Genomic DNA, 22261 nt, shown 5'->3' with positions numbered 1-22261 from the left:
CGAAGGCGACGCACGCCAGAAGCCAGAAGCGGGCAGGCAAGCGACCGAGCCCCTTACACCCCGATCGCCCGCGCATCCGCCGGCACCGATCAACTCGACACATACCGCGACGGCAACGCCGGCGCATCCGCCGGAATCGTGACGAGCGACGTGTTGAGCCAACCCTGCGGCGACCCGTTCGACTGCGCATAGGCGCCGACGTACGGCATCATCCGCGTCGTCTGATAGACCTGCGGCGTCCACCCGGCCGGCGCGAGAAAGATCGACGTCGCGCGCTTCTCGCTATACGCGGACGCTCCGTACGTCGAGATGTTCCACAGCGTCTGCTGATACGTCGCATAGTCGGCGTTGTGCCGCGAACCGCCAGCCTGCCAGCCTTCGAGCTGGATGAACGTGTTGTATGTGCCGGCGCCTGCGAGCAGGTTGTTCACCGTGCGCCCGTACAGGAACGACAGGATCAGCCCGCAGTTCGCCGGCGCGAAATCGCTACCGACGCTCAGGTAATAGCGGCCCGTCGTGTTCAACACCGATGCGTAGTGCGAGTTGCCGATATCCGTCGACGTCGTCAGCCCGCTCCCGCCCATGAAGCTGTCGAACGCCTGCATCGTGACGCCCGCCGGGAGGTCGCTCGTCGCGCTGATCGCGACGATATGCGAGCCGGCCGCCAGCAGCGTCAGGAACGCGGACAGCGTGCTCGTATTCCAGTTGCCCTGTGCATCGACGAACGGAAACGCGCGATAGCCCGTCAGCGCGAACACCGCCGGATCGGAGCCGGCCTGCCACGCGATCTGCGGCACCCACATCGTCAGCGGGCCGGCGTTCGACGCGCCGGACACGTACTGCTTCAGCGCGTCGATGAGTTGCGCATCGGCAGCGGGCAGCACGCCATAGGCGGCGCCGCTCTGCCAGCGCTGCACCCATTGCGCGACGAAGCCCGCGAGCTGGCCGCCGGTGAAGTCGGCGGGCGGCACGTAGCCGAGCGGGCCGGTGCTTTGATAGGCGGACTGGATGGCCGCGGCCGTGCGCACGTTGCTGCCGAACATGTTGTTCGCGAAATCCTGGCAGTTGTTGGCTGGCGGCGTCGCGAGCTGCGCGAGCGGGACGACCCACGCGCCGTTTGCAGTCGCGACGCCGCGATACAGCGTGAGATTCGCGACCGAGTCGTGACCGGGAAACGTGGCGGCGTCGGCGCCCGACACGTAGCCGGCCGACGGCGTGACGCTGACGGTGGTCGGTTGCGACCCGAACGGATGCGTGTACGAAATGGCAAACGATGCGTCGCCGCCGGCAAGGCCGAACGATCCCGTGCAGTCGCCCCAGCTGTTCGACGCACTGACGGCGGTCGATTGGCCGGTCGCGACCTGCGTTTGCGACGCCTGCGGCAACGAGCCGCTCTGGCTTGCCGCGTTGCCGTACGCGAGCGTCGTCGACGGGATCGCATTGACGACGTTGATCGTGATCGAGCGGTCGGCGATGCCGTAGCTGTGCGCGGATGCGTCCGCGGCGCCCGCGGCGGCGAACGACGACGCGGACGTCGGGTTGCCGTCGCCGCCGCAGGCAGCCAGTGTGCCGACGAGCGGCGACAGGGTCAGCGCGGCGCCGCGCTGGATGAAGCGCCGGCGGTTCGGCGCGGACGGGCGTTCGGGTTTCGAAGCGGTCATGGACGTTCCTGGTCACGGTTTCGGGAGGCGACAACGACGATCCGGCGCATTGCACACGTGTGCAATGCCGATCGAAGCGGCTCGATTGCCGGCACATGCGCCGCGCGTATTTATGCGGGAGATCGATGAAACGCCTGCGACGAAACCGAGTCGTGCGTGTGACGCCACGCGTGCGGGAGGGCGGGGCGGGAGCGAGGCATGCCGCCGCGACGTTTGGGCGCCCGGCGGGGATCGGGTAAAGTGCCGCTCAACATGCCGGCTCGACGTTACTAGACGACCGGTCTAATCGTTGCTAACATACGCCATCATGAATGCATCTTCGGGCGCGGAAGTCCGCCAGCACATCCTGAATATCGCCAAGCCGATCATGCTCCACAAGGGGTTTTCGGCGGTCGGCCTGAACGAGATTCTCGCTGCGGCGGGCATCCCGAAGGGCTCGTTCTACCATTACTTCGGCTCGAAAGAGGCATTCGGCGAAGCGCTGCTCGAATCGTATTTCGACGGCTATCTCGCGCACCTCGACAACCTGTTCAAGCATCAGGCCGGCACGGGCGCCGAGCGCCTGATGACATACTGGCGCAACTGGCTGCACACGCAATGCGCGGACGATCCGGAAGGCAAGTGCCTCGCGGTGAAGCTCGGCGCGGAAGTGTCGGACCTGTCGGAAGCGATGCGCGCGGTGCTGCGGAACGGCACGAGCCAGATCATCGAGCGGCTCGCGGGCGGCATCGAGGCCGGGCTGGCCGACGGTTCGCTGAGCGGGGTCGCCGATCCGGCGCATACGGCCGCCATCCTGTACGAGCTGTGGCTGGGCGCGACGCTGCTGGAAAAGATTCACCGCAATCGCAAGCCGCTCGAAAGGGCGATGATCGAAACGCGGCGCATGCTGAACCTGCCGCCGCTCGAGCCGAGCGGCGCGCAGTCGTAACCCGGGCGCGCATCGGCGCGCCTTGTTTTTACCCTGATTCTAGACGACTGGTCTACTCAACCACGCATGACGAACGTGTCACACCGCGTTACGCTGTCCCGATTGATTCAACCGCATGCACGCAGCCGCGACGGCCTCAGCGCCGATGCAGCCGCCCGCGTGCGTCTCCCGCTGGTCCATCCCTGATCCGATCGTGCCCACGAAGCACGTCCATTCCTGTTGACGGAGGCTCACATGCCGCAAAGCAAGACCGCTAATCGCCAGATCATCCTGAATTCGCGCCCGGTCGGCGCACCGACGCCGGGCAACTTCCGCACCGAATCCGGTGACGTCCCGACACCCGGCGCCGGCCAGGTGCTGCTGCGCACAGTCTGGTTGTCGCTCGACCCGTACATGCGCGGCCGGATGAGCGACGCACCGTCCTATGCGCCGCCGGCCGAACTCGGCCAGCCGATGGTCGGCGGCACCGTCAGCCAGGTCGTCTCGTCGAACCTGCCCGCGTTCCGCGAAGGCGACCTGGTGGTGGCAGGCGCCGGCTGGCAGGACTATGCGTTGTCCGACGGCCGCGACCTGATTCCGCTCGGCCGCGACTTCGCCCATCCGTCGTACGCGCTCGGCGTACTCGGCATGCCGGGCTTCACCGCCTATACCGGACTGCTGAAGATCGGCGAGCCGAAGGCCGGCGAAACCGTGGTCGTCGCGGCGGCGAGCGGTGCGGTCGGCGCGGTGGTCGGCCAGATCGCCAAGCTGAAGGGCTGCCGCGTGGTCGGCGTCGCGGGCGGCGCCGACAAGTGCGCGTACGTGACCGATACGCTCGGTTTCGACGTGTGCGTCGACCACCGCGATCCGGCGTTCGCCGCGAAGCTGAAGGAAGCGTGCCCGAACGGCATCGACATCTATTTCGAGAACGTCGGCGGCGCCGTGTTCGACGCGGTGTGGCCGCTGCTCAACGACCATGCGCGCGTGCCCGTGTGCGGGATCATCGCGCACTACAACGACGCGGCCTACGACGACAAGGCCGTGTCGACCGGCCGCGACCGCGTGCCGGCACTGATGGGCACGATCCTGCGCAAGCGCATCCGGATGCAGGGTTTCATCATCCTGGATCACTATGCAACCGGCTATGCGACGTTCATGAAGGAAATGAGCGAATGGGTCGCGCAGGGCAAGGTGAAGACGCGCGAGGACGTCGTCCCCGATCTCGCCGATGCGCCGGAAGCGCTGATCGGCCTGCTGGCCGGCAAGAACTTCGGCAAGGTCGTCGTGCGCGTGGGCCCGGACGAACTGGCCTGACGCCTCGGCACGGCGACACACAACGGCTGCACGCTGGCGTCACGCGACGCCGGCTTGTGGCATGCTCGATTCCGCTATCGACGATAGGAGAATGACAAGATGGCGCTTCACGTGATTGCTTCCCTGTTCCTGAAACCCGAACACGCGGCGGCCGCCGAGGCTGAACTGCGCAGCATGGTCGCGAAGACGCGCAACGAGCCGGGCAACCGGCGCTACGACCTGTTCCGCGAGCAGGACGGCTCGCCGAACCTGCACCTGTACGAGATCTACGACGACCAGGCCGCCTTCGACGCGCACCTCGCGAGCCCGTATTTCGGCGAATTCCGCACGAAGTCGGCCGATTGGTTCACCGCGCCCCCGGTCATCAAGGTGCTGTCGGGCATCGACGTCGCCGAATAACCAGGCAGCATCCCCGTCGCGGCCCGCTCCCACCCGGGCCGCACGGCACCCGCCGCCCAGCGTGCGGCGGCGATGACAACACCACGTGGCGCATCGTTCGCGTCGCTTCCCCCATACACCGGCCCCGGAGGCTGAATGATCACCCTCAATATCAACGGCGAAACCCGCTCGGTCGACGCCCCCGACGACATGCCCTTGCTCTGGGTGCTGCGCGACGTCGTCGGTCTGACCGGCACGAAGTTCGGCTGCGGGATCGCGCAGTGCGGCGCTTGCACGGTGCATCTCGACGGCGTCGCCGCGCGTTCGTGCGTGCTGCCGGTCGCGGCCGTCGCGGGCCGCAAGATCACGACGATCGAAGCCGTCGGCGCGACGCCGGCCGGCCACAAGGTCCAGCAGGCATGGCGCGAACTCGACGTCGTCCAGTGCGGCTATTGCCAGTCAGGGCAGGTAATGGCCGCCACCGCGCTGATCGCGTCGAACCCGAACCCGAGCGACGCCGACATCGACGCGGCGATGGCCGGCAACATCTGCCGCTGCGGCACGTACAACCGGATTCGCGCGGCCGTGAAGCAAGCCGCCAAGGAGGCCTGACATGTCACGAGGACTGATCGAAGCCGGTCGGGCCGGCGCGGGCGTGTCGCGCCGTTCGTTCCTCAGGCTCGGCATGTCGCTGGGCGCGGCGGCCGGCGGCGGATTGCTGCTCGGCTTCAGCATGCCGGCCGCGGGTGACGATGCGCGTCGTTCGGTGATCGGTGGCGACGCCGCCGAACCGGCTCAACCGGGCGTCTTCGCACCGAACGCGTTCGTGCAGATCGACCGCGCCGGCAAGGTCACGCTGGTGATGCCGAAGGTCGAAATGGGGCAAGGCGTCTATACGGCGCTGCCGATGCTGATCGCGGAAGAACTCGAAGTGCCGCTGTCGAGCGTGACGCTCGACCATGCGCCGCCGAACGAGAAGCTGTTCCTCGATCCGCTGCTCGGCGGCCAGCTCACCGGCGGCTCGACGTCGGTGCGCTACGCGTGGGAACCGCTGCGTCGTGCCGGTGCGACCGCACGCACGCTGCTGGTCGCGGCCGCCGCGAAGCAATGGAACGTCGAGCCGGCAACCTGCCGCGCCGCGAACGGTGAAGTGCAGCATCCGCCGAGCGGCCGGCGCGCGTCGTACGGCCAGCTCGCCGACGCGGCGGCGAAGCTGCCGGTGCCGAAGGACGTCGCGCTGAAGAAGCCGGCGGATTTCAAGCTGATCGGCACGCCCGCGAAGCGGCTCGATTCGCCGGAGAAGGTCGACGGCACGGCCCAGTTCGGGCTCGACGTGCGCCTGCCCGGCATGCTGGTCGCGGTGATCGTGAACAGCCCGGTGTTCGGCGGCACGGTCGCGAGCGTCGACGACACGGCCACGAAGAAGATCCCCGGCGTGCGCCAGGTCGTGCGCGTCGACAACGCGGTGGCGGTGGTCGGCGATCACACGTGGGCCGCGAAGCGCGGCGCGTCGGCGCTGGTCGTGAAGTGGAACGAGGGCGCGGGCGCGAAGGTCTCGACGAAGGATCTGTTCGCGGATCTCGCGCAGGCGGCGGCGAACGGCAAGGGCGCGGTCGCACGCAAGGACGGCGACGTCGACAAGGCATTCGCGAATGCGAAGACGCGCGTCGACGCCGTCTACGAACAGCCGTTGCTCGCCCACGCGACGATGGAACCGGTGAACTGCACGGTGCACGTGCGCGGCGACGGCTGCGAGATCTGGGTCGGCACGCAGGTGCCGACGCGGGCGCGCGACACCGTGCAGCAGCTCACGGGCCTCGCGCCCGACCGGATCGTCGTGCACAACCACCTGCTCGGCGGCGGCTTCGGCCGGCGGCTCGAGACGGACATGATCGGCCAGGCCGTGAAGGTCGGCAAACAGGTCAACGCGCCGGTGAAGGTGGTCTGGACGCGCGAGGAAGACGTGCAGCACGACATGTACCGGCCGTGCTACTACGACAGGATCTCGGCCGGCCTCGACGCGAACGGCAAGCCGGTCGCGTGGCAGCACCGGATCGTCGGCTCGTCGATCCTCGCGCGCTTCGCGCCGCCCGCGGTCAAGGACGGCGTCGATCCCGACGCGGTCGAAGTCGCGGCCGAGCTGCCGTACGACCTGCCGAACCAGCTGGTCGACTACGTGCGCCAGGAGCCGCGCCACGTGCCGACCGCGTTCTGGCGCGGCGTCGGCCCGACGCGCGGCACGTTCGTGGTCGAGAGCTTCATCGACGAACTGGCCGCGCAGACCAAGACCGACCCGGTGCAATACCGTCGCGCGCTGCTCGGCAAGACGCCGCGCGCGCTCAACGTGCTCGACGTCGCGACGAAGGCGGCCGGCTGGGGCGGCCCGGCGCTGCCGACGGGGCAAGGGCGCGGCGTCTCGGTGATGCATGCGTTCGGCAGCTTCTTCTCGATCGTCGTCGATGTCGCGGTGGATAACGGCGAGGTACAGGTGAAGCGTGTCGTGTGCGCGGTCGATTGCGGCATGGTTGTCAACCCGAACACGATCGAGGCGCAGGTGCAGGGCGGCATCATTTTCGGGATCACCGGCGCGCTGTACGGCGAGATCACGATCGAGGAGGGCCGCGTCGTGCAGAGCAACTTCACCGACTACCGGATGCTGCGGATCAATGAGACACCGCCGATCGAGGTCCATCTGGTGAAAAGCGGCGAGGCGCCGGGCGGGATCGGCGAGCCGGGTACGGCCGCGACAGCCGCGGCGGTGTCGAACGCGATCTTCGCGGCAACCGGCAAGCGGCTGCGCAAGCTGCCGGTCGGCGACCAGCTGAAGACGGCTTGAGGGGAGGCGATGACCATGAAAAACCTCACCCTGAAGATGCTCGGCTCGTCGTTGCTCGCCGTGTCCGCACTGCTGGCCGGCACGGCCGCGCATGCCGCGCAGGCGGCGCCGGCCGATAGCGCGCTCGTCGCGCGCGGCGCGTATCTCGCGAAAGCGGGCGACTGCGTCGCGTGCCACACCGCGCCGCGCGGCACGCCGTTCGCCGGCGGCCTGAAGATGGTCACGCCGATGGGCGCGATCTACACGACCAACATCACGCCCGATCCGGAGACGGGAATCGGCGGCTATACCGAAGCCGACTTCGCCGGCGCGTTGCGCAAGGGCGTCGCGAAGGACGGTCACAACCTGTATCCGGCGATGCCGTATCCGTCGTACGCGAAGCTGAAGGACGACGAAGTGAAGGCGCTGTACGCGTATTTCATGCACGGCGTCGAACCGGTGAAGCAGGCGAACCGGCCGTCCGACATCCCGTGGCCGCTCAACATGCGCTGGCCGCTCGCGTTGTGGAACAAGGTGTTCCTCGACACGACGCCTTACGCCGACAAGCCGGCCAAGGACGCGATGTGGAACCGCGGCGCGTATCTCGTGCAGGGGCTCGGGCACTGCGGGTCGTGCCACACGCCGCGCGGCGTCGGCTTCCAGGAGAAGGCGCTCGACGAAAGCGGGGCGGCGTTCCTGTCGGGCGCGCCGATCGACAACTGGTTCGCGTCGAACCTGACCGGCGAGCCCAACACGGGGCTCGGTCGCTGGTACGAGGCCGAGGTCGCGCAGTTCCTGAAGACCGGCGCGAACCGCCATGCGACCGCGTTCGGCTCGATGGTCAGCGTGATCAACCACAGCACGCAGGCGCTCTCCGACGACGATCTGACGGCGATTTCGCGTTACCTGAAATCGCTGCCGGCGGCGGGCGGCACGGGCGCGCCGCCGTACAGCTATGATCCGAAGCCGACACAGGTCGTGCTGGGCCGGCCGGCGGCCGATCCGGGCGCGAAGGTGTATAACGCTTACTGCCTGCATTGCCACGGCGCGGACGGGCGCGGTTACGCGCCGCTGCTCGCGCCGCTCGCCGGCAATCCGAACGTGCTCGAAGCCGATGCCGCGTCGCTGATCAACGTGACGCTGAACGGCAGCGAGACGCTCGTGATCGATGGCGTGCCGTCCGCGTATCCGATGCCGGCATTCTCGAACCAGTTGAACGACCGGCAGATCGCCGACGTGCTGACGTTCATGCGTGCCGGCTGGAACAACGGTGCGCCGGCCGTGCAGGCGGCGGACGTCGCGAAACTCCGCAAGGCGACGGCGGCCGCGCGCTGAGCGCGGCCCCATGCGGAACGAGGGCGGGCCGGCGTGCCCGCCGTCACTGCCGCCGGGTGCGTGCCTGCCCCGGCGGCGTGGCATTTTCTGTCAACCGGCGCGCGGCCGTTCGCGGCAGCGCGCGTTTTTCGACGCAATGTAGGGGTGTCTGGATGGCTAACGTGACTTATACGGATACGCAACTGCTGATCGACGGCGAGTGGGTCGACGCCGCGAGCGGCAAGACGATCGACGTCGTGAACCCGGCGACCGGCAAGCCGATCGGCAAGGTGGCCCACGCGGGTATCGCCGATCTCGACCGTGCGCTCGCCGCCGCGCAACGCGGCTTCGAGGCCTGGCGCAAGGTGCCCGCGCACGAGCGCGCGGCGACGATGCGCAAGGCGGCCGCGCTGGTGCGCGAACGCGCCGACGCGATTGCGCAGCTGATGACGCAGGAGCAGGGCAAGCCGCTCACCGAAGCGCGCGTCGAAGTGCTGTCGGCGGCGGACATCATCGAATGGTTCGCGGACGAAGGCCGCCGCGTGTACGGCCGGATCGTGCCGCCGCGCAACCTCGGCGCGCAGCAGACGGTCGTGAAGGAGCCGGTCGGCCCGGTCGCCGCCTTCACGCCGTGGAATTTCCCGGTCAACCAGGTCGTGCGCAAGCTGAGCGCCGCACTGGCCACCGGCTGCTCGTTCCTCGTGAAAGCGCCGGAAGAAACCCCCGCCTCGCCGGCCGCGCTGCTGCGCGCCTTCGTCGACGCGGGCGTGCCGGCCGGCGTGATCGGCCTCGTGTACGGCGATCCGGCCGAAATCTCGTCGTACCTGATCCCGCACCCGGTGATCCGCAAGGTCACGTTCACGGGTTCGACGCCGGTCGGCAAGCAGCTCGCCGCGATGGCGGGCCTGCACATGAAGCGCGCGACGATGGAGCTGGGCGGGCACGCGCCGGTGATCGTCGCCGAGGACGCCGACGTCGCGCTCGCGGTGAAGGCGGCCGGCGGCGCGAAGTTCCGCAACGCGGGGCAGGTCTGCATCTCGCCGACACGCTTCCTCGTGCACAACAGCATCCGCGACGAATTCACGCGCGCGCTGGTCAAGCATGCCGAAGGGCTGAAGGTCGGCAATGGCCTCGAGGAAGGCACGACGCTCGGCGCGCTCGCGAACCCGCGCCGGCTGACCGCGATGGCGTCGGTCATCGACAACGCGCGCAAGGTCGGCGCGAGCATCGAAACCGGCGGCGAGCGGATCGGCTCGGAAGGCAACTTCTTCGCGCCGACCGTGATCGCGAACGTGCCGCTCGAAGCGGACGTGTTCAACAACGAGCCGTTCGGCCCGGTCGCCGCGATTCGCGGTTTCGACAAGCTCGAGGACGCGATCGCGGAAGCGAACCGCCTGCCGTTCGGTCTTGCCGGCTACGCGTTCACGCGTTCGTTCGCGAACGTGCACCTGCTCACGCAGCGCCTCGAAGTCGGGATGCTGTGGATCAACCAGCCGGCGACGCCCTGGCCGGAAATGCCGTTCGGCGGCGTGAAGGACTCGGGCTACGGGTCGGAAGGCGGGCCGGAAGCGCTCGAGCCGTACCTCGTCACGAAGTCGGTGACGGTGATGGCCGTCTGACGGTCGTCGATCGATCGCATGCGCGGCGCTGTCGGCGTCGCGCACGCGATCGGCGTGGGCCGGGCAGCGCGCCCGGTCGCTTGCCAGCGTCTCGCTCCAGCCGTGCATTCGAACGGCAACCCCTCGGCATTTCAATATACGTGTCACTGCGGGCGGATTGTTTCAATTCCGTCACCGGTAACGACGCGCGCCGCATCCCCCCGGTGAATGGACGCCGGCCCCTTCCGCCCGATACTGTTCAGCTCACATGACCGGCAAGCTGGCAAGTCCGGACTGCACCTCGTACCCGAATGTTGCACTTTTTGGTATAGCTTCTTCAGAAGAAACCATAACAACCGGTGCGTCAGCGTCGGCCCAACCTGAGAGGAAACGGATGCATCCGCGGTCGGCAGCGCCGTACTACGTTGTGCTGGCGGGGACCTTGATAGCGTGCGCGCTGATGGGCCTCTGCGTGTTGCAGTTGTTTCAGAGCCGTCACGATGCGCTCGACCGCGCACGCGAGACGTCGCGAAATCTGGCGCTCGTCGCCGAGCGCGACATCGAGCGCAATATCGAGTTGTACGGCCTGTCGCTGGAGGCGGTGATCCAGGGCCTCCAGCGGCAGGACGTCATGGCGGCCACGCCGGCCCTGCGGCGCGCCGTCCTGTTCGATCATGCGATGACCGCGCAATTTCTCGGCTCGATGCTCGTGCTGGATGCGGCCGGCAACATCATCCTCGATTCGGCGAACGACGTGCCGCGACAAGGCAATTTCGGCGACCGCAAATACTTTACGGTTCACCGGGACAATCCGAACGCCGGGCTTTACATCAGCGATCCGTTTGCGTCCCGCCTGCGCGGCGGCTCGCTCAGCGTGGCGCTTTCGCGCCGCGTGTCGAATCCGGACGGCTCGTTCGGCGGCATCGTGCTGATCGCGGTCAATCTCGAGTATTTCCACACGCTGTTCGCCGGCCTCGCGCTCGGCTCGCACGGCGCGATCTCGCTGGTCGGCCGGGACGGCGTCATGTTCATGCGCCAGCCGTACGACGTGCGCACCATCGGCCGCGACATCAGCAAGGCGGCGACGTTTCGCCACTTCATGACGGCGCCGGAAGGCTCGTTCATCGAGACCTCGACGATCGATCACGTGCGCCGCCTGTACTACTTCAAGACACTGCCGCACCTGCCGCTGATCATCATGGTCGCCGAGGCGGAGCAGGACATCTACGCGGCGTGGCGGCGGCGCGCGATCACGATCGGCGCGCTGGTGGCGACCTTCGGCGCGGCGTTCATCGTGCTGTCCTTTTTGCTCGGCACCCAGCTGCGGCGCAGGATGCGGGCCGAATCCGAGCTGGTGATGCTCGCGCGCACCGACGGCCTCACCGGGCTCAACAATCGCCGCTCGTTCGGGGAAGTGCTGGAACTCGAATGGCGCCGCGCACGCCGTGCCCGCTCGGTGTTTTCGCTGCTGTTCGTCGACGTCGACCGCTTCAAGGCCTTCAACGACACGTATGGACACCAGGCCGGCGACGACGCGCTGGCGGCGGTTGCACGGTGCATCGGCGACAACATCCGGCGTCCCGCGGACACCGCCGCACGCTATGGCGGCGAGGAATTCGTCGTGATCCTGCCCGATACGCCGGCCACGGGCGCGACCGAGATCGCCGAACGGATTCGCGCGGCGATCGACGGGCTCGCGATCGAACATGCGGAAAGCGAATTCGGGCGCGTCACCGCGAGCATCGGCGTGGCAAGCTGGGCCCCCGGGCAGGAAGGGGAGGTCGAGTCGGTGATCAAGGCGGCCGACGAGGCGTTGTACCACGCGAAGGAAACGGGGCGAAACAAGGTTGCCTCGCATGAAACGGGCACCTGACGTCGCCGCCGGCACGCACCGCGCGCTACTGGCGGCGGGTGTGCCGTTCGACGCTCAATGCCGGCCGCTGCCGCGATAGCTTTCCACTTCCGCGTCGTACGCCGCCAGAAACGCCTTGCCGAACACCGACGCGAAATCGTCCTCGATCGCGAACACCGTGTCGCGATGGGTCGCCGCGTAGCGATCCCACATCCTCGCCTTGTACAGCACGGGCGCGTGCTTCTCGTACCAGCGCATCGCGTCGTCGCGCTCGCGCAGGCGTTGCGGCGAAAAGCGCGTCAGCAGGTCCATCAACGCGGCGCGCATGCCGGCGACCATGCCGATCTGGTGCGCATGCAGGTCCTGGAACGCGTCGCTCACCGCGAGTTCGTTTTTCGGAAAATGAAACTGAAATGATCAAGCAAGCCTTCTTTAAACTTGCTACGATCATGCGCGCGTCGAAAGGGGCAGGTTATTCGGATCGCGCACTGCACGACAGCAGCGCGCGATCCACGCAGAGACGGCGCGAGAATCAGCGCACGAAGCTGGACTGGAACGGTAACCGAGAGACCGGCCGGCCCGGGCAGACATTATTTGAACAACAAGGACGTTAACAACATGAGGACCATACGCCACAAGGTCACTGCGACCTTGGTCGCCTTCGCGCTAGCCACCGGTTCCGCGGCGCCGGTCGCCTTTGCAAAGAGTTCCGGCTTCAGTTCGAGCCGCTCGTCGTCCAGTTCGAGTTCCAGCGGCTCGTCGTCCGGCTCAAGCTCGAGTCGCTACTCATCCAGCTCGAGTTCCAGCAGTTCGTCATCCAGTTCGGGTTTTGGCCGCTCCTCCGGTTCGTCGAGCTCGAAAAACTCCGCCTACGACTCATCGGCTCGTTCGTCGACGAGTCCATCCAGCTCGGGTTTCGGCCGCTCATACAGTTCGTCGAATTCGAAAGGCTCGTCTTACGACTCGTCGGCTCGCCCGTCGACGAGTCCATCCAGCTCGGGTTTCGGCCGCTCATACAGTTCGTCGAATTCGAAAGGCTCGTCTTACGACTCGTCGGCTCGCTCGTCAACGAGCCCATCCGGTTCCAGTTACGGCCGCTCATACGGATCGTCAAGTTCGAAAAGCACTTCCTACGACTCATCGACGCCTTCGTCGGCGAGTCCATCCAGCCCGCCCCCGAAATCGGGGTTCAGCAGCTCCGGCTCCAGGAAAGTGATCGCCGCGACTGCGCTCGGCGGCGCACTGTATGCGGCTCAGTCGAGCCGCGACGCGGCTGCGACGCTGAATTCGAACCAGTCGTCGCATGGCAGCGATAACGCCAGTGGCGGCAGCTCGCCCCACCACAGTGCGTCCAGCGATACCTCGTCGTACAGCGACGCATCCACCTCTCCGTCGTACAGTGCCCCCGCGCATGGCGCAGCGCCACCGGTGGCGGGACAGCAATCCAGTAGCAATGACAGGTTCCTGCTGGGCTACTTGCTCGGACGCAGCAGTTCGCCGCGCGAAACCGTCGTGGTCCAGCAACCGATGACGCGTTCGGTCGACTCGACCTCGGCACCAAGATATCGACGTGCACCCGACGACGATGCCGTGCCGGACGCCGCATCTGACGCCCAGGCGGAGACACTCGCTCAGTCGCCGGCAACGACGGAAAAACAGCCGACGGGGGAAAGCAAGCATCCGATCATGAATGCGTTCCTGTTGGGCGGAATGCTCTTTCTCTCCATTTGTCTCGTCATTGGGCTGTTCCAGCGTGCGCGCCGCGCGTGGCTACTCAGAAAGGCGCGCTATGCATCCCACACCAACTATCGCCTCTGAGAACGACCATGGGAATCCTTGAACTCGTTCGCCGCATCGGTGAAAAGCGCCTCGACGATCTTGCGCGAGCGCGCACCGATCAACCGGACCGGGTCGACACCGGACTACCGCTCGGCGCATGCATCGGCGGCATGATCAAGCTTGTGCTGGCCGACTTCGCACTACTGGAGGGCGCGCTCCTCGTCGTGCCGCCGGACGCACAGATGCCGATCGTTGCGGTCAGCCGCCTGCATATCGACGCCGACGCGGATCTGTCGATTTTCCGGATGTACACGAACACGGGCCCTGACAGGAACGGGCAGGGCGCGTTCCTGCAGGTCATGACGGGCAGGGATGATCCCCAGGATATTCGGGAAGTCGCCTACTACCAGTTCCTGTACCGCGAATATCCGGTGACGGCCGAGGAGCAGGATGCATTCCTCGGCAACGGCTACGGGCTCGGGCAGGACCGTTACGACATGGATCGCGACGAGCTTGACCAGATCGCCCATCTCGCCAGGAATCCGGCGCGCGTCGATGCGGTGCTCGGCGGCAACGATGCGATCGGGTTCGAGCGTGACGCGCCCGGTGGCGACTACATCAGGCCGTGGACTGCTCGGGAACGTCGCCTGGACGATAGCGTCGGCGAGAAGGGCGTCGAGAAGACGCATTCGTTCATGCAGTACGTGCGGCGCTTGCCGGCCGGCCCGGCGCAGGAAAGCGGTCCGATCGAGCGCCTGTGGATCGATTTCGAGCACGTCGAGACGATGGACGGACACCCGGCGCCGGCCGTCTGGGTCGACTATTTCGCCGGCCTTGCCCTTGATCCGCTGCACGTCAAGATTTTCTGAGGCGCGACACCGCCTCGATCCATCCGCAATACAAGGTTCACCAAGGAGAACACCATGTCTGGCTGGAAACTCGTTTCGTCACTGCTTGCGAAACACGTGGGAACCGTCGGCGATCGTCTGGCGCAACAGATCGCCGCATTCGATCCCGAAACGGCTACGCAAGTCGACCGCGACAACCTGCAGGCGAAACTGCATGAAGTGGCGGTAAAGCTTGCCGAGGCCAAGCAGAAAAGCAACAAGGCGCAAACCGCGGCGGCAGAACTGAAGGCAAGCATCGACGGGGACGTGAAAGCGTCGGTCGTGCTGATCGACAAGTTCGAAAAGCAGGAAATCAACGAAGCAACGCTGACGCAATTCACCGACGATCTCGAGCGCCGCAAGCGGGATCTTCCGCAGCGTGAGGCCGAAGCCGATAGCGCTCGGCAACTCGTCGAGACGCTGCAGGAAATCCTGAGGACCGTCGAAACCCAGTTGAACGAATTCGATGCGAAAGCGCGCGCCGCAATGGCGGACCTCGCGCAGGCGCAGGCCGATCGCGAGCGTGCTCAATTGATGCAACAGCAGCAGGACGAACTTAACCGCTTGCGCGCGAGCACCGGCTCCGCTTCAACCGGACTCGGCGCGTTGCAGGCAGCTGCCGCGCAGGCGCGTGTTACGGCCGACGCCGCGCAGACTGTGGCTTCTATTGGGCAAAAGCCGCTCGATCAACAGGCTGCGGTCGAAGAAGCGCGTCGCATCGCTGCGGGTGGAGCGGCCGCTGGCTCGGAATCGGTGATTGATCGCTTGCGCCGGATCTCGCAGTCGTAATCGGGTAGGCCGCGTGCCGGGGACGACGGCGCGCGGCAGACAGAGGCGAATCGAGCCGATCGATGTGGCTTATTCGTTACTTGACATAACGTGAATTATCGACAGTTTTGGTGTAGGTCCCAAGTTCAGATGTCGCGTTTCCGCTAAATAAAAATGTCGTGTTCTTGACTGCTGGCGTGCTGGACGGCTTGTTGAGCAAGCACGGGAGCCGACGATGCAGCGCGAGCTGGACCGATTCAAGGTCATTCAGGACATGGCGGGCGGCAAGCTCAAGCCATGGCGTCCAGCGGAACGGCTGGAATTAACGACGCGCCGGGTTCGCCCGTTGGTCGCCCGATTGCGGGAACACGGGCCTGAAGGTCTCGTGCCGGGACGGTATGGCGAAGCCCAGCAAAAACTGGCTGGACGCGGCAATTGCGGACCGGGCACTGTCCGTCACTTCCCGCCAAGGCATCGGTACAGACGACCGTTATCGACTGGCGACGGCTTCGGACGCCGCCCCTTGCCATCCTCCACCGAGCGCCTTGAACGCGGCCACCGACGCCCGAGCCGCTTCGGTTTTCGCCTGCACGCGCTCGTCCGATGCACGCAGCAGGCTCTCGTCCGCCTGCAACACCTCGATCAGGCTGACGACGCCCTTCTGGTACGCAGCGAACGACGCAGCCCTCGCGCGGCCGAGCGAATCCACGCCGTCGGTGAGAACCGCCGCCTGCTCGTCGCGCCTGACGAGTGCCGAGAACGCGTTCTCGACGTCCTCGGTGGCGTGCAGCGCCGCGAGCCGATACGCAGCAAGCATCTCTGCATCCTGCCCTTTGGCCTGCGCGATCTGCGCATTGATACGGCCGAAGTCGAACAAGCGCCAGCGCAGGCCGAGCACGCCGGCAGCCTGGTTCGCGCCGCCTGCAAACAGGTTGCCCGCGCCCATCGTCGTCGCGCTGCCGATCAATCCGCTCAGCGAGAACTTCGGGTAATACTCGGCAATGGCCGCGCCGATGCGCGCGTTCGACGCCGCAAGGCGCCGCTCGGCGACGATCAGGTCGGGCCGCCGCCTGAGGAGTTCGCCTGGCGTTCTCGTCGCCGCGATCCGCGGTGCAACCGGCACGTCGCCGCCGTCGAGCAATTCCGCGCGATACGTACCGGGTTGCGAGCCGAGCATCACGTCGAGCGCATTCATCGCCGTGTCCAGCGCGGCTTCGAGTACCGGCACAGTTGCGCGAACCTGAGCGAGCGCGCCTTCGGCCTGCCTGACCTGAAGCTCCGCCGCGAGCCCCTTTCCATATAGGAGATTGATGGTCGACAACAGATCCTGTTCGGTCTGCACCTGATGCCGCGCAACCTTCAGCCGGCCCTGCAACCCGCGAATCGTGATGTAGATGTCCGCCGTCTGCGCGGCCACGGCAAGGCGCGTGGCGACCGCCGCCGCCTCGGAGGCCTGATAGTCGGCGAGCGCCGCCTCCCGCCCGCGGCGCAACCCGCCGAACACATCCAGTTCCCAGCTCGCGTTGAAATCGGCCTCGTAGTCGTTGCCGTGACGGTCGAAACCGGGCGTCGAATTCAGCACGCGCCCCAACGGCGTTTCGACCGACTGGTAAACGCGAGCGGCTTGACCGGTCACAGTGCCCGAAGGCAACAGCGCCGCATTGGCCGCACCGAGCCCGGCACGCGCTTGCGTGACGCGTGCCGCGGCCTGCGCGAGATCGAGGTTCTGCGCGAGCGCGAGCGTGACGAACCGGGTCAACTGCGGATCGCCGAAGCCCGTCCACCACGTCGCGAGCTCCGCTTCGGCTGCCGCGTGCCGCTGCTCCACGGCGCTCTGGCCCTGGAAACGCTGCGGCATGGCGATGTCCGGCCGCACATAGTCGGGACCGACGGCGCATCCCGCCGACAGGAGTGCGGCAAGCACCGCGGCAACGATGGGTTTCGGTAGCATGACGGTTTTAGCCAAGATCAGATGGTGACTATAATACCAAATAGTCACTCGTTGTCCATCCCTGCCAGCCGCAACCCATGAAAGAAAACACCGCTTCCCCCGCTCCCGCACGCGGCCCGGCCGATCACGACGTGCGGGACCAGATCGTGGCCGCCGCCACCGAGCACTTCAGCCGGTACGGCTACGAAAAGACGACCGTGTCCGATCTCGCGAAGGCCATCGGTTTCTCGAAGGCCTATATCTACAAGTTCTTCGAGTCGAAACAGGCGATCGGCGAGATGATCTGCGCGAACTGCCTGCACGAAATCGAAACCGACGTGCGCGTCGCCGTCGCCGAGGCGGAACGGCCCACCGAAAAGCTGCGGCGCATGTTCAAGGTCTTTACGGAAGCGAGCCTGCGGCTGTTCTTCCGCGACCGCAAGCTGTACGACATCGCCGCGTCGGCCGCCACCGGCAACTGGCAGTCGGTGCAGGCCTATGAGGCGCGCGTGCAGCAACTGCTGCAGGAGGTGCTGCAGGCGGGCCGGCAAAGCGGCGAGTTCGAGCGCAAGACGCCGCTGGACGAAACCGCGACGGCGATCTACCTCGTGATGCGGCCATACCTGAATCCGCTGCTGCTGCAGTACAACCTCGACACGACCGACGCCGCGCCCGCGCAGTTGTCGAACCTGGTGCTCCGCAGTCTCGCCCCGTGAATCGACACTCATTGTGACCATTGACTCTTTTGGTCACTAGATACACAATGAAAGCCCCGATCACTTCGTCAGTGGGTCTTTCATGGTTCGGCGTCGCCCCGCTCTCCTTGCAGTCGCTTCCGCACTGCCCCTCGCGCTAGCCGCCTGCAGCGGAAAAGCGCCTTCCGATCCGCGCACGGAGGCGCCGCTCGTGCGTACCGCCATCGTGCAGGCGGCCGCGCCCGCGTCACGCTCGTTTACCGGAACCGTCGCCGCACGCGTGCAGAGCGACCTCGGGTTCCGGGTGTCCGGCAAGGTGCTGGAGCGACTCGTCGATACCGGACAAACCGTCCGGCGCGGCCAGCCGCTGATGCGGATCGATCCCGTCGACCTGAAGCTCGCGGCGCGCGCCCGCGACGAAGCAGTGGCCGCGGCACGGGCACGTGCGCGGCAGACCGCCGAGGACGAAGTGCGCTACCGCGACCTGCGCGGCACCGGCGCGATATCGGCATCGGCCTATGACCAGGTCAAGGCAGCGGCCGATGCCGCGAAAGCCCAGCTGAGCGCCGCCGAGGCCGACGCCGGCGTCGCGCGCAATGCGACCGGCTATGCGGAACTCGTCGCGGACGGCGACGGCGTCGTGATGGACACGCTCGCGGAGCCCGGCCAGGTCGTGAGCGCCGGCCAGCCGGTCGTGCGGCTCGCGCACGCCGGCAGCCGGGAAGCCGTGATCCAGTTGCCGGAAACGCTGCGCCCCGCGGTCGGCTCCGTGGCGCAAGCCGAGCTGTTCGGCAAGCCGGGCTCGAGTGTCCCCGCGACGCTGCGCCAGCTCTCCGATACCGCGGATGCGCGAACGCGCACGTTCGAAGCGCGCTACGTGCTGCAAGGCACGCTGGCCGCCGCGCCGCTGGGCGCGACCGTCACGATCCGCATACCGGACGACACACGCGCGACGCCGCAAGCCGGCCTGCAGGTGCCGATCGGCGCGCTGCTGGACGGGGGCAAAGGGCCCGGCGTGTGGGTCGTCGCAGGCGAGCCTGCCAAGGTGGGATGGCGGCCGGTCGCGGTCGAGCATGTGGATGACGACAGCGCGCGCGTGTCCGGCGCACTCAAGCAAGGCGACCGGGTCGTCGCGCTCGGCGCGCAGTTGCTGCATGACGGCGACGCAGTCCGTGTGGCCGCGCAGGCCGCCACGCTCGCACGCGAAGGAGTACGGCCGTGAGCGAGCGCCGCTTCAACCTGTCGGCGCTCGCGGTGCGCGAGCGCGCGATCACGCTGTTCCTGATCTGCCTGATTTCGCTCGCGGGGCTCGTGTCGTTCTTCAAGCTGGGCCGCGCGGAAGACCCGGCATTCACCGTCAAGGTGATGACCATCGTCACTGCATGGCCAGGCGCGACCGCGCAGGAAATGCACGACCAGGTGGCCGAAAAGATCGAAAAGCGCATGCAGGAGCTGCGCTGGTACGACCGCAGCGAAACCTACACGCGCCCCGGCCTCGCGTTCACGACGCTGACGTTGCTCGACAGCACGCCGCCGTCCGAGGTGCAGGAGCAGTTCTATCAGGCGCGCAAGAAGATCGGCGACGTGGCGAACGATCTGCCGGCCGGCGTGATCGGCCCGCTGGTCAACGACGAATATGCGGACGTCACGTTCGCGCTGTTCGCGCTGAAGGCCAGGGGCGAACCGCAGCGCCTGCTGGTGCGCGATGCGGAGGCGCAGCGCCAGCGGCTGCTGCATGTGCCGGGCGTGAAGAAGGTCGACATCATCGGCGAACAGGCGGAGCGCATCTACGTGCAGCTGTCGCACGACCGGCTCGCGACGCTCGGCGTGAGCCCGCAGGACGTATTCGCGGCGCTCAACGGACAAAACGCGCTGACGCCGGCCGGCTCCGTCGAGACGCGCGGGCCGGAGATCTTCATTCGCGTGGACGGCGCGTTCGACAAGCTGCAGAAGATTCGCGACACGCCGATCGTCGCGCAGGGCCGCACGCTGAAACTGTCGGACATCGCCACCGTCGAGCGCGGCTACGAAGACCCGTCGACGTTCATGATCCGCAACAACGGCGAACCCGCGCTGCTGCTCGGGGTCGTGATGCGCGACGGCTGGAACGGGCTCGACCTCGGCCGTGCGCTGGACCGGGAAGTCGGCGCGATCAACGCGGCGCTGCCGCTCGGCATGAGCCTGACCAAGGTCACCGACCAGTCCGTGAACATCAGCTCCGCCGTCGACGAGTTCATGGTCAAGTTCTTCGCCGCGCTGCTCGTCGTGATGCTGGTGAGCTTCGTCAGCATGGGCTGGCGCGTGGGCCTCGTCGTCGCCGCGGCCGTGCCGCTGACGCTGGCCGTGGTGTTCGTCGTGATGGCCGCCACCGGCAAGAACTTCGACCGCATCACGCTCGGCTCGCTGATCCTCGCGCTCGGGCTGCTGGTCGACGACGCGATCATCGCGATCGAAATGATGGTCGTGAAGATGGAGGAAGGCTACGACCGCGTGGCCGCGTCGGCGTATGCGTGGAGCCATACGGCGGCGCCGATGCTGGCCGGCACGCTGGTCACCGCGGTCGGCTTCATGCCGAACGGGTTCGCGCGCTCCACCGCGGGCGAATACACCAGCAACATGTTCTGGATCGTCGGGATCGCGCTGATCGCATCGTGGGTCGTTGCCGTGGCCTTCACGCCGTACCTCGGCGTGAAGATGCTGCCGAACTTCAAGAAGTTCGAAGGCGGTCACGACGCGATCTACGACACGCCCCGCTACAACCGCTTCCGTCAATTGCTGACGCGCGTGATCGCCCGCAAATGGCTCGTCGCCGGTTCGGTCGTCGCCCTCTTCGTGCTCGCGATGCTCGGCATGGCGGTCGTCAAGAAGCAGTTTTTCCCGATCTCCGATCGTCCCGAGGTGCTGATCGAGGTGCAGATGCCGTACGGCACGTCGATTTCGCAAACGAGCGCCGCCACGTCGAAGGTCGAAGCGTGGCTCGCGAAGCAGAAGGAAGCGCGGATCGTCACCGCGTACGTCGGCCAGGGCGCGCCGCGCTTTTATCTGGCGATGGGGCCGGAACTGCCCGATCCATCGTTCGCGAAGATCGTGGTGCGCACCGACAGCCAGGACGAGCGCGACGCGTTGAAGGCGCGCCTGCGGCGGGCCATCGCCGACGGCCTCGCGCCCGAAGCGCGCGTGCGCGTGACGCAGCTCGTGTTCGGTCCGTATTCGCCGTTCCCGGTGGCCTACCGGATCACGGGCCCCGATCCGGACAAGCTGCGCGGTATCGCGGCCGATGTCGAGCGCGTGATGAACGGCAGCCCGATGATGCGCACGGTCAATGCCGACTGGGGCACGCGCGCGCCGACGCTGCACTTTACGTTGCAGCAGGACCGCCTGCAGGCAGTCGGGTTGACGTCCAGTGCGGTCGCGCAGCAGTTGCAGTTCCTGCTGACCGGGGTGCCCGTCACCGCGGTGCGCGAGGATATCCGGACCGTACAGGTGATCGCGCGGTCGGGCGGCGATGCGCGGCTCGACCCGGCGCGGCTCGACGACTTCACGCTCGCCGGCGCGAACGGGCAGCGCATCCCGCTGTCGCAGGTCGGCAAGGTCGACGTGCGGATGGAGGAGCCGATCATGCGCTGGCGCGATCGCGTGCCGACGCTCACGGTGCGCGGCGACATCGCCGATGGCCTGCAGCCGCCGGACGTGTCGGCTGCGATCACGCAGCAGCTTCAGCCGATCATCGCCGCGCTGCCGAGCGGCTATCGAATCGAGGAAGCCGGCTCCATCGAGGAATCCGGCAAGGCCACGAAGGCGATGCTGCCGCTCTTCCCGATCATGCTGGCGGTCACGCTCGTCATCATCATCTTCCAGGTGCGCTCGATCTCCGCGATGGTGATGGTGTTCATGACGAGCCCGCTCGGCCTGATCGGCGTGGTGCCGACGCTGATCCTGTTCCGGCAGCCGTTCGGCATCAATGCGCTGGTCGGCCTCATCGCGCTGTCGGGGATCCTGATGCGCAACACGCTGATCCTGATCGGCCAGATTCACCAGAACGAACAGGCGGGACTGGATCCGTTCCACGCGGTCGTCGAAGCGACCGTGCAGCGGGCGCGCCCGGTGATCCTGACCGCCATGGCGGCCGTGCTCGCGTTCATTCCGCTCACGCATTCGGTGTTCTGGGGAACCCTCGCGTACACGCTGATCGGCGGCACGTTCGCCGGGACGATCCTCACGCTGATGTTCCTGCCGGCAATGTATGCGATCTGGTTCAGGATCCGGCCCGGTCATTCCACCGCCGCCCGCCACGGCGGCCATGAACCGGCATCGCCGGGCGAGCCCGCACTTCAGCCCGCGCTGGACGCGCACGATTGATTAC

At 66.9% G+C, this 22261-nt stretch carries 17 protein-coding genes and 1 pseudogene; 15 read left to right on the top strand and 3 right to left on the bottom strand.

Going from position 1 to position 22261, the window contains the following annotated elements:
• Window positions 1–89 precede the first annotated feature (89 nt).
• A complete protein-coding gene (locus F3J15_RS03170; RefSeq protein WP_166887634.1) occupies window positions 90–1661 on the bottom strand; it encodes a hypothetical protein in 1572 nt (523 codons plus the stop codon).
• Window positions 1662–1968: 307 nt separating this feature from the next.
• Here F3J15_RS03170 and F3J15_RS03165 point away from each other — a divergent pair, with 307 nt between their 5' ends.
• The 8 genes from F3J15_RS03165 (at window position 1969) to F3J15_RS03130 (ending at window position 11860) form a co-directional block, all read left to right on the top strand.
• Entirely contained in the window at window positions 1969–2589 is a 621-nt protein-coding gene (locus F3J15_RS03165) for a TetR/AcrR family transcriptional regulator (protein WP_166887629.1), read from the top strand.
• Window positions 2590–2823: 234 nt separating this feature from the next.
• Window positions 2824–3882 (top strand): NADP-dependent oxidoreductase, encoded by a 1059-nt coding sequence (locus tag F3J15_RS03160; RefSeq protein ID WP_166887626.1) that lies wholly within the window; start codon window positions 2824–2826, stop codon window positions 3880–3882.
• A gap of 99 nt (window positions 3883–3981) precedes the next feature.
• Window positions 3982–4281, top strand: a complete 300-nt coding sequence (locus F3J15_RS03155) for a putative quinol monooxygenase (protein ID WP_069251575.1) — start codon at window positions 3982–3984, stop codon at window positions 4279–4281.
• A 135-nt stretch (window positions 4282–4416) separates the two neighbouring features.
• Window positions 4417–4872 (top strand): (2Fe-2S)-binding protein, encoded by a 456-nt coding sequence (locus tag F3J15_RS03150; protein ID WP_043183740.1) that lies wholly within the window; start codon window positions 4417–4419, stop codon window positions 4870–4872.
• Between the two features lies 1 nt (window position 4873).
• A complete protein-coding gene (locus F3J15_RS03145; RefSeq protein ID WP_166887623.1) occupies window positions 4874–7096 on the top strand; it encodes a xanthine dehydrogenase family protein molybdopterin-binding subunit in 2223 nt (740 codons plus the stop codon).
• 15 nt (window positions 7097–7111) lie between these two features.
• Window positions 7112–8410, top strand: coding sequence for a cytochrome c (locus F3J15_RS03140; RefSeq protein ID WP_205190659.1), 1299 nt, complete (start codon window positions 7112–7114; stop codon window positions 8408–8410).
• 152 nt (window positions 8411–8562) lie between these two features.
• Window positions 8563–10008, top strand: coding sequence for an NAD-dependent succinate-semialdehyde dehydrogenase (locus F3J15_RS03135; protein WP_089427485.1), 1446 nt, complete (start codon window positions 8563–8565; stop codon window positions 10006–10008).
• A gap of 373 nt (window positions 10009–10381) precedes the next feature.
• Window positions 10382–11860, top strand: coding sequence for a diguanylate cyclase (locus F3J15_RS03130; RefSeq protein WP_166887739.1), 1479 nt, complete (start codon window positions 10382–10384; stop codon window positions 11858–11860).
• A gap of 54 nt (window positions 11861–11914) precedes the next feature.
• On the opposite strand, the pseudogene F3J15_RS03125 reads toward F3J15_RS03130, so the two are convergent.
• Window positions 11915–12223: pseudogene (locus tag F3J15_RS03125) on the bottom strand (type VI secretion system-associated FHA domain protein); the annotation flags it as partial.
• 29 nt (window positions 12224–12252) lie between these two features.
• On the opposite strand from F3J15_RS03125, the gene F3J15_RS03120 reads away from it, so the two are divergent.
• The 4 genes from F3J15_RS03120 to F3J15_RS03105 all read left to right on the top strand — a co-directional run bounded on the left by F3J15_RS03120 (window position 12253) and on the right by F3J15_RS03105 (window position 15294).
• Entirely contained in the window at window positions 12253–12453 is a 201-nt protein-coding gene (locus tag F3J15_RS03120) for a hypothetical protein (protein WP_144020692.1), read from the top strand.
• A gap of 598 nt (window positions 12454–13051) precedes the next feature.
• The gene (locus F3J15_RS03115) at window positions 13052–13657 is read left to right on the top strand and encodes a hypothetical protein (RefSeq protein WP_166887617.1); all 606 of its coding nucleotides are present in this window, start codon (window positions 13052–13054) and stop codon (window positions 13655–13657) included.
• The gene (locus F3J15_RS03110; RefSeq protein ID WP_345891960.1) at window positions 13606–14487 is read left to right on the top strand and encodes a DUF2491 family protein; all 882 of its coding nucleotides are present in this window, start codon (window positions 13606–13608) and stop codon (window positions 14485–14487) included. Before F3J15_RS03115 ends, F3J15_RS03110 begins: the two co-directional genes overlap by 52 nt.
• Window positions 14488–14541: 54 nt before the next feature.
• Window positions 14542–15294 carry a hypothetical protein gene (locus F3J15_RS03105; protein ID WP_089447654.1) on the top strand — a complete coding sequence of 251 codons (753 nt, stop codon included), beginning with the start codon at window positions 14542–14544 and terminating at the stop codon, window positions 15292–15294.
• Window positions 15295–15763: 469 nt separating this feature from the next.
• Here the strand turns inward: F3J15_RS03105 and F3J15_RS03100 are convergent, their stop codons facing one another.
• Window positions 15764–17224: an efflux transporter outer membrane subunit gene (locus tag F3J15_RS03100; RefSeq protein WP_166887615.1), complete on the bottom strand. Its 1461-nt coding sequence runs from the start codon at window positions 17222–17224 to the stop codon at window positions 15764–15766.
• Between the two features lie 77 nt (window positions 17225–17301).
• Between F3J15_RS03100 and F3J15_RS03095 the strand changes: the two genes are divergently transcribed.
• The 3 genes from F3J15_RS03095 (at window position 17302) to F3J15_RS03085 (ending at window position 22257) form a co-directional block, all read left to right on the top strand.
• A complete protein-coding gene (locus tag F3J15_RS03095; protein ID WP_069251585.1) occupies window positions 17302–17919 on the top strand; it encodes a TetR/AcrR family transcriptional regulator in 618 nt (205 codons plus the stop codon).
• 82 nt (window positions 17920–18001) lie between these two features.
• Complete coding sequence (locus F3J15_RS03090) at window positions 18002–19120, top strand: efflux RND transporter periplasmic adaptor subunit (protein ID WP_166887612.1); 1119 nt, start codon at window positions 18002–18004, stop codon at window positions 19118–19120.
• A complete protein-coding gene (locus F3J15_RS03085; RefSeq protein ID WP_166887609.1) occupies window positions 19117–22257 on the top strand; it encodes an efflux RND transporter permease subunit in 3141 nt (1046 codons plus the stop codon). Before F3J15_RS03090 ends, F3J15_RS03085 begins: the two co-directional genes overlap by 4 nt.
• The last annotated feature ends 4 nt before the right edge of the window (window positions 22258–22261 follow it).

Origin of the sequence: Burkholderia sp. Ap-955 (assembly GCF_011753045.1) — a bacterium.
Lineage (GTDB): Bacteria > Pseudomonadota > Gammaproteobacteria > Burkholderiales > Burkholderiaceae > Burkholderia > Burkholderia lata_D.
This window is presented reverse-complemented; position numbering and strand designations above follow the sequence as displayed.

Coding starts and splice junctions, on each gene's coding strand:
- F3J15_RS03170 (WP_166887634.1), bottom strand. CDS start 1,661: ATGACCGCTTCGAAACCCGAACGCCCGTCCGCGCCGAACCGCCGGCGC.
- F3J15_RS03165 (WP_166887629.1), top strand. CDS start 1,969: ATGAATGCATCTTCGGGCGCGGAAGTCCGCCAGCACATCCTGAATATC.
- F3J15_RS03160 (WP_166887626.1), top strand. CDS start 2,824: ATGCCGCAAAGCAAGACCGCTAATCGCCAGATCATCCTGAATTCGCGC.
- F3J15_RS03155 (WP_069251575.1), top strand. CDS start 3,982: ATGGCGCTTCACGTGATTGCTTCCCTGTTCCTGAAACCCGAACACGCG.
- F3J15_RS03150 (WP_043183740.1), top strand. CDS start 4,417: ATGATCACCCTCAATATCAACGGCGAAACCCGCTCGGTCGACGCCCCC.
- F3J15_RS03145 (WP_166887623.1), top strand. CDS start 4,874: ATGTCACGAGGACTGATCGAAGCCGGTCGGGCCGGCGCGGGCGTGTCG.
- F3J15_RS03140 (WP_205190659.1), top strand. CDS start 7,112: ATGAAAAACCTCACCCTGAAGATGCTCGGCTCGTCGTTGCTCGCCGTG.
- F3J15_RS03135 (WP_089427485.1), top strand. CDS start 8,563: ATGGCTAACGTGACTTATACGGATACGCAACTGCTGATCGACGGCGAG.
- F3J15_RS03130 (WP_166887739.1), top strand. CDS start 10,382: ATGCATCCGCGGTCGGCAGCGCCGTACTACGTTGTGCTGGCGGGGACC.
- F3J15_RS03120 (WP_144020692.1), top strand. CDS start 12,253: ATGATCAAGCAAGCCTTCTTTAAACTTGCTACGATCATGCGCGCGTCG.
- F3J15_RS03105 (WP_089447654.1), top strand. CDS start 14,542: ATGTCTGGCTGGAAACTCGTTTCGTCACTGCTTGCGAAACACGTGGGA.
- F3J15_RS03100 (WP_166887615.1), bottom strand. CDS start 17,224: ATGCTACCGAAACCCATCGTTGCCGCGGTGCTTGCCGCACTCCTGTCG.
- F3J15_RS03095 (WP_069251585.1), top strand. CDS start 17,302: ATGAAAGAAAACACCGCTTCCCCCGCTCCCGCACGCGGCCCGGCCGAT.
- F3J15_RS03090 (WP_166887612.1), top strand. CDS start 18,002: ATGGTTCGGCGTCGCCCCGCTCTCCTTGCAGTCGCTTCCGCACTGCCC.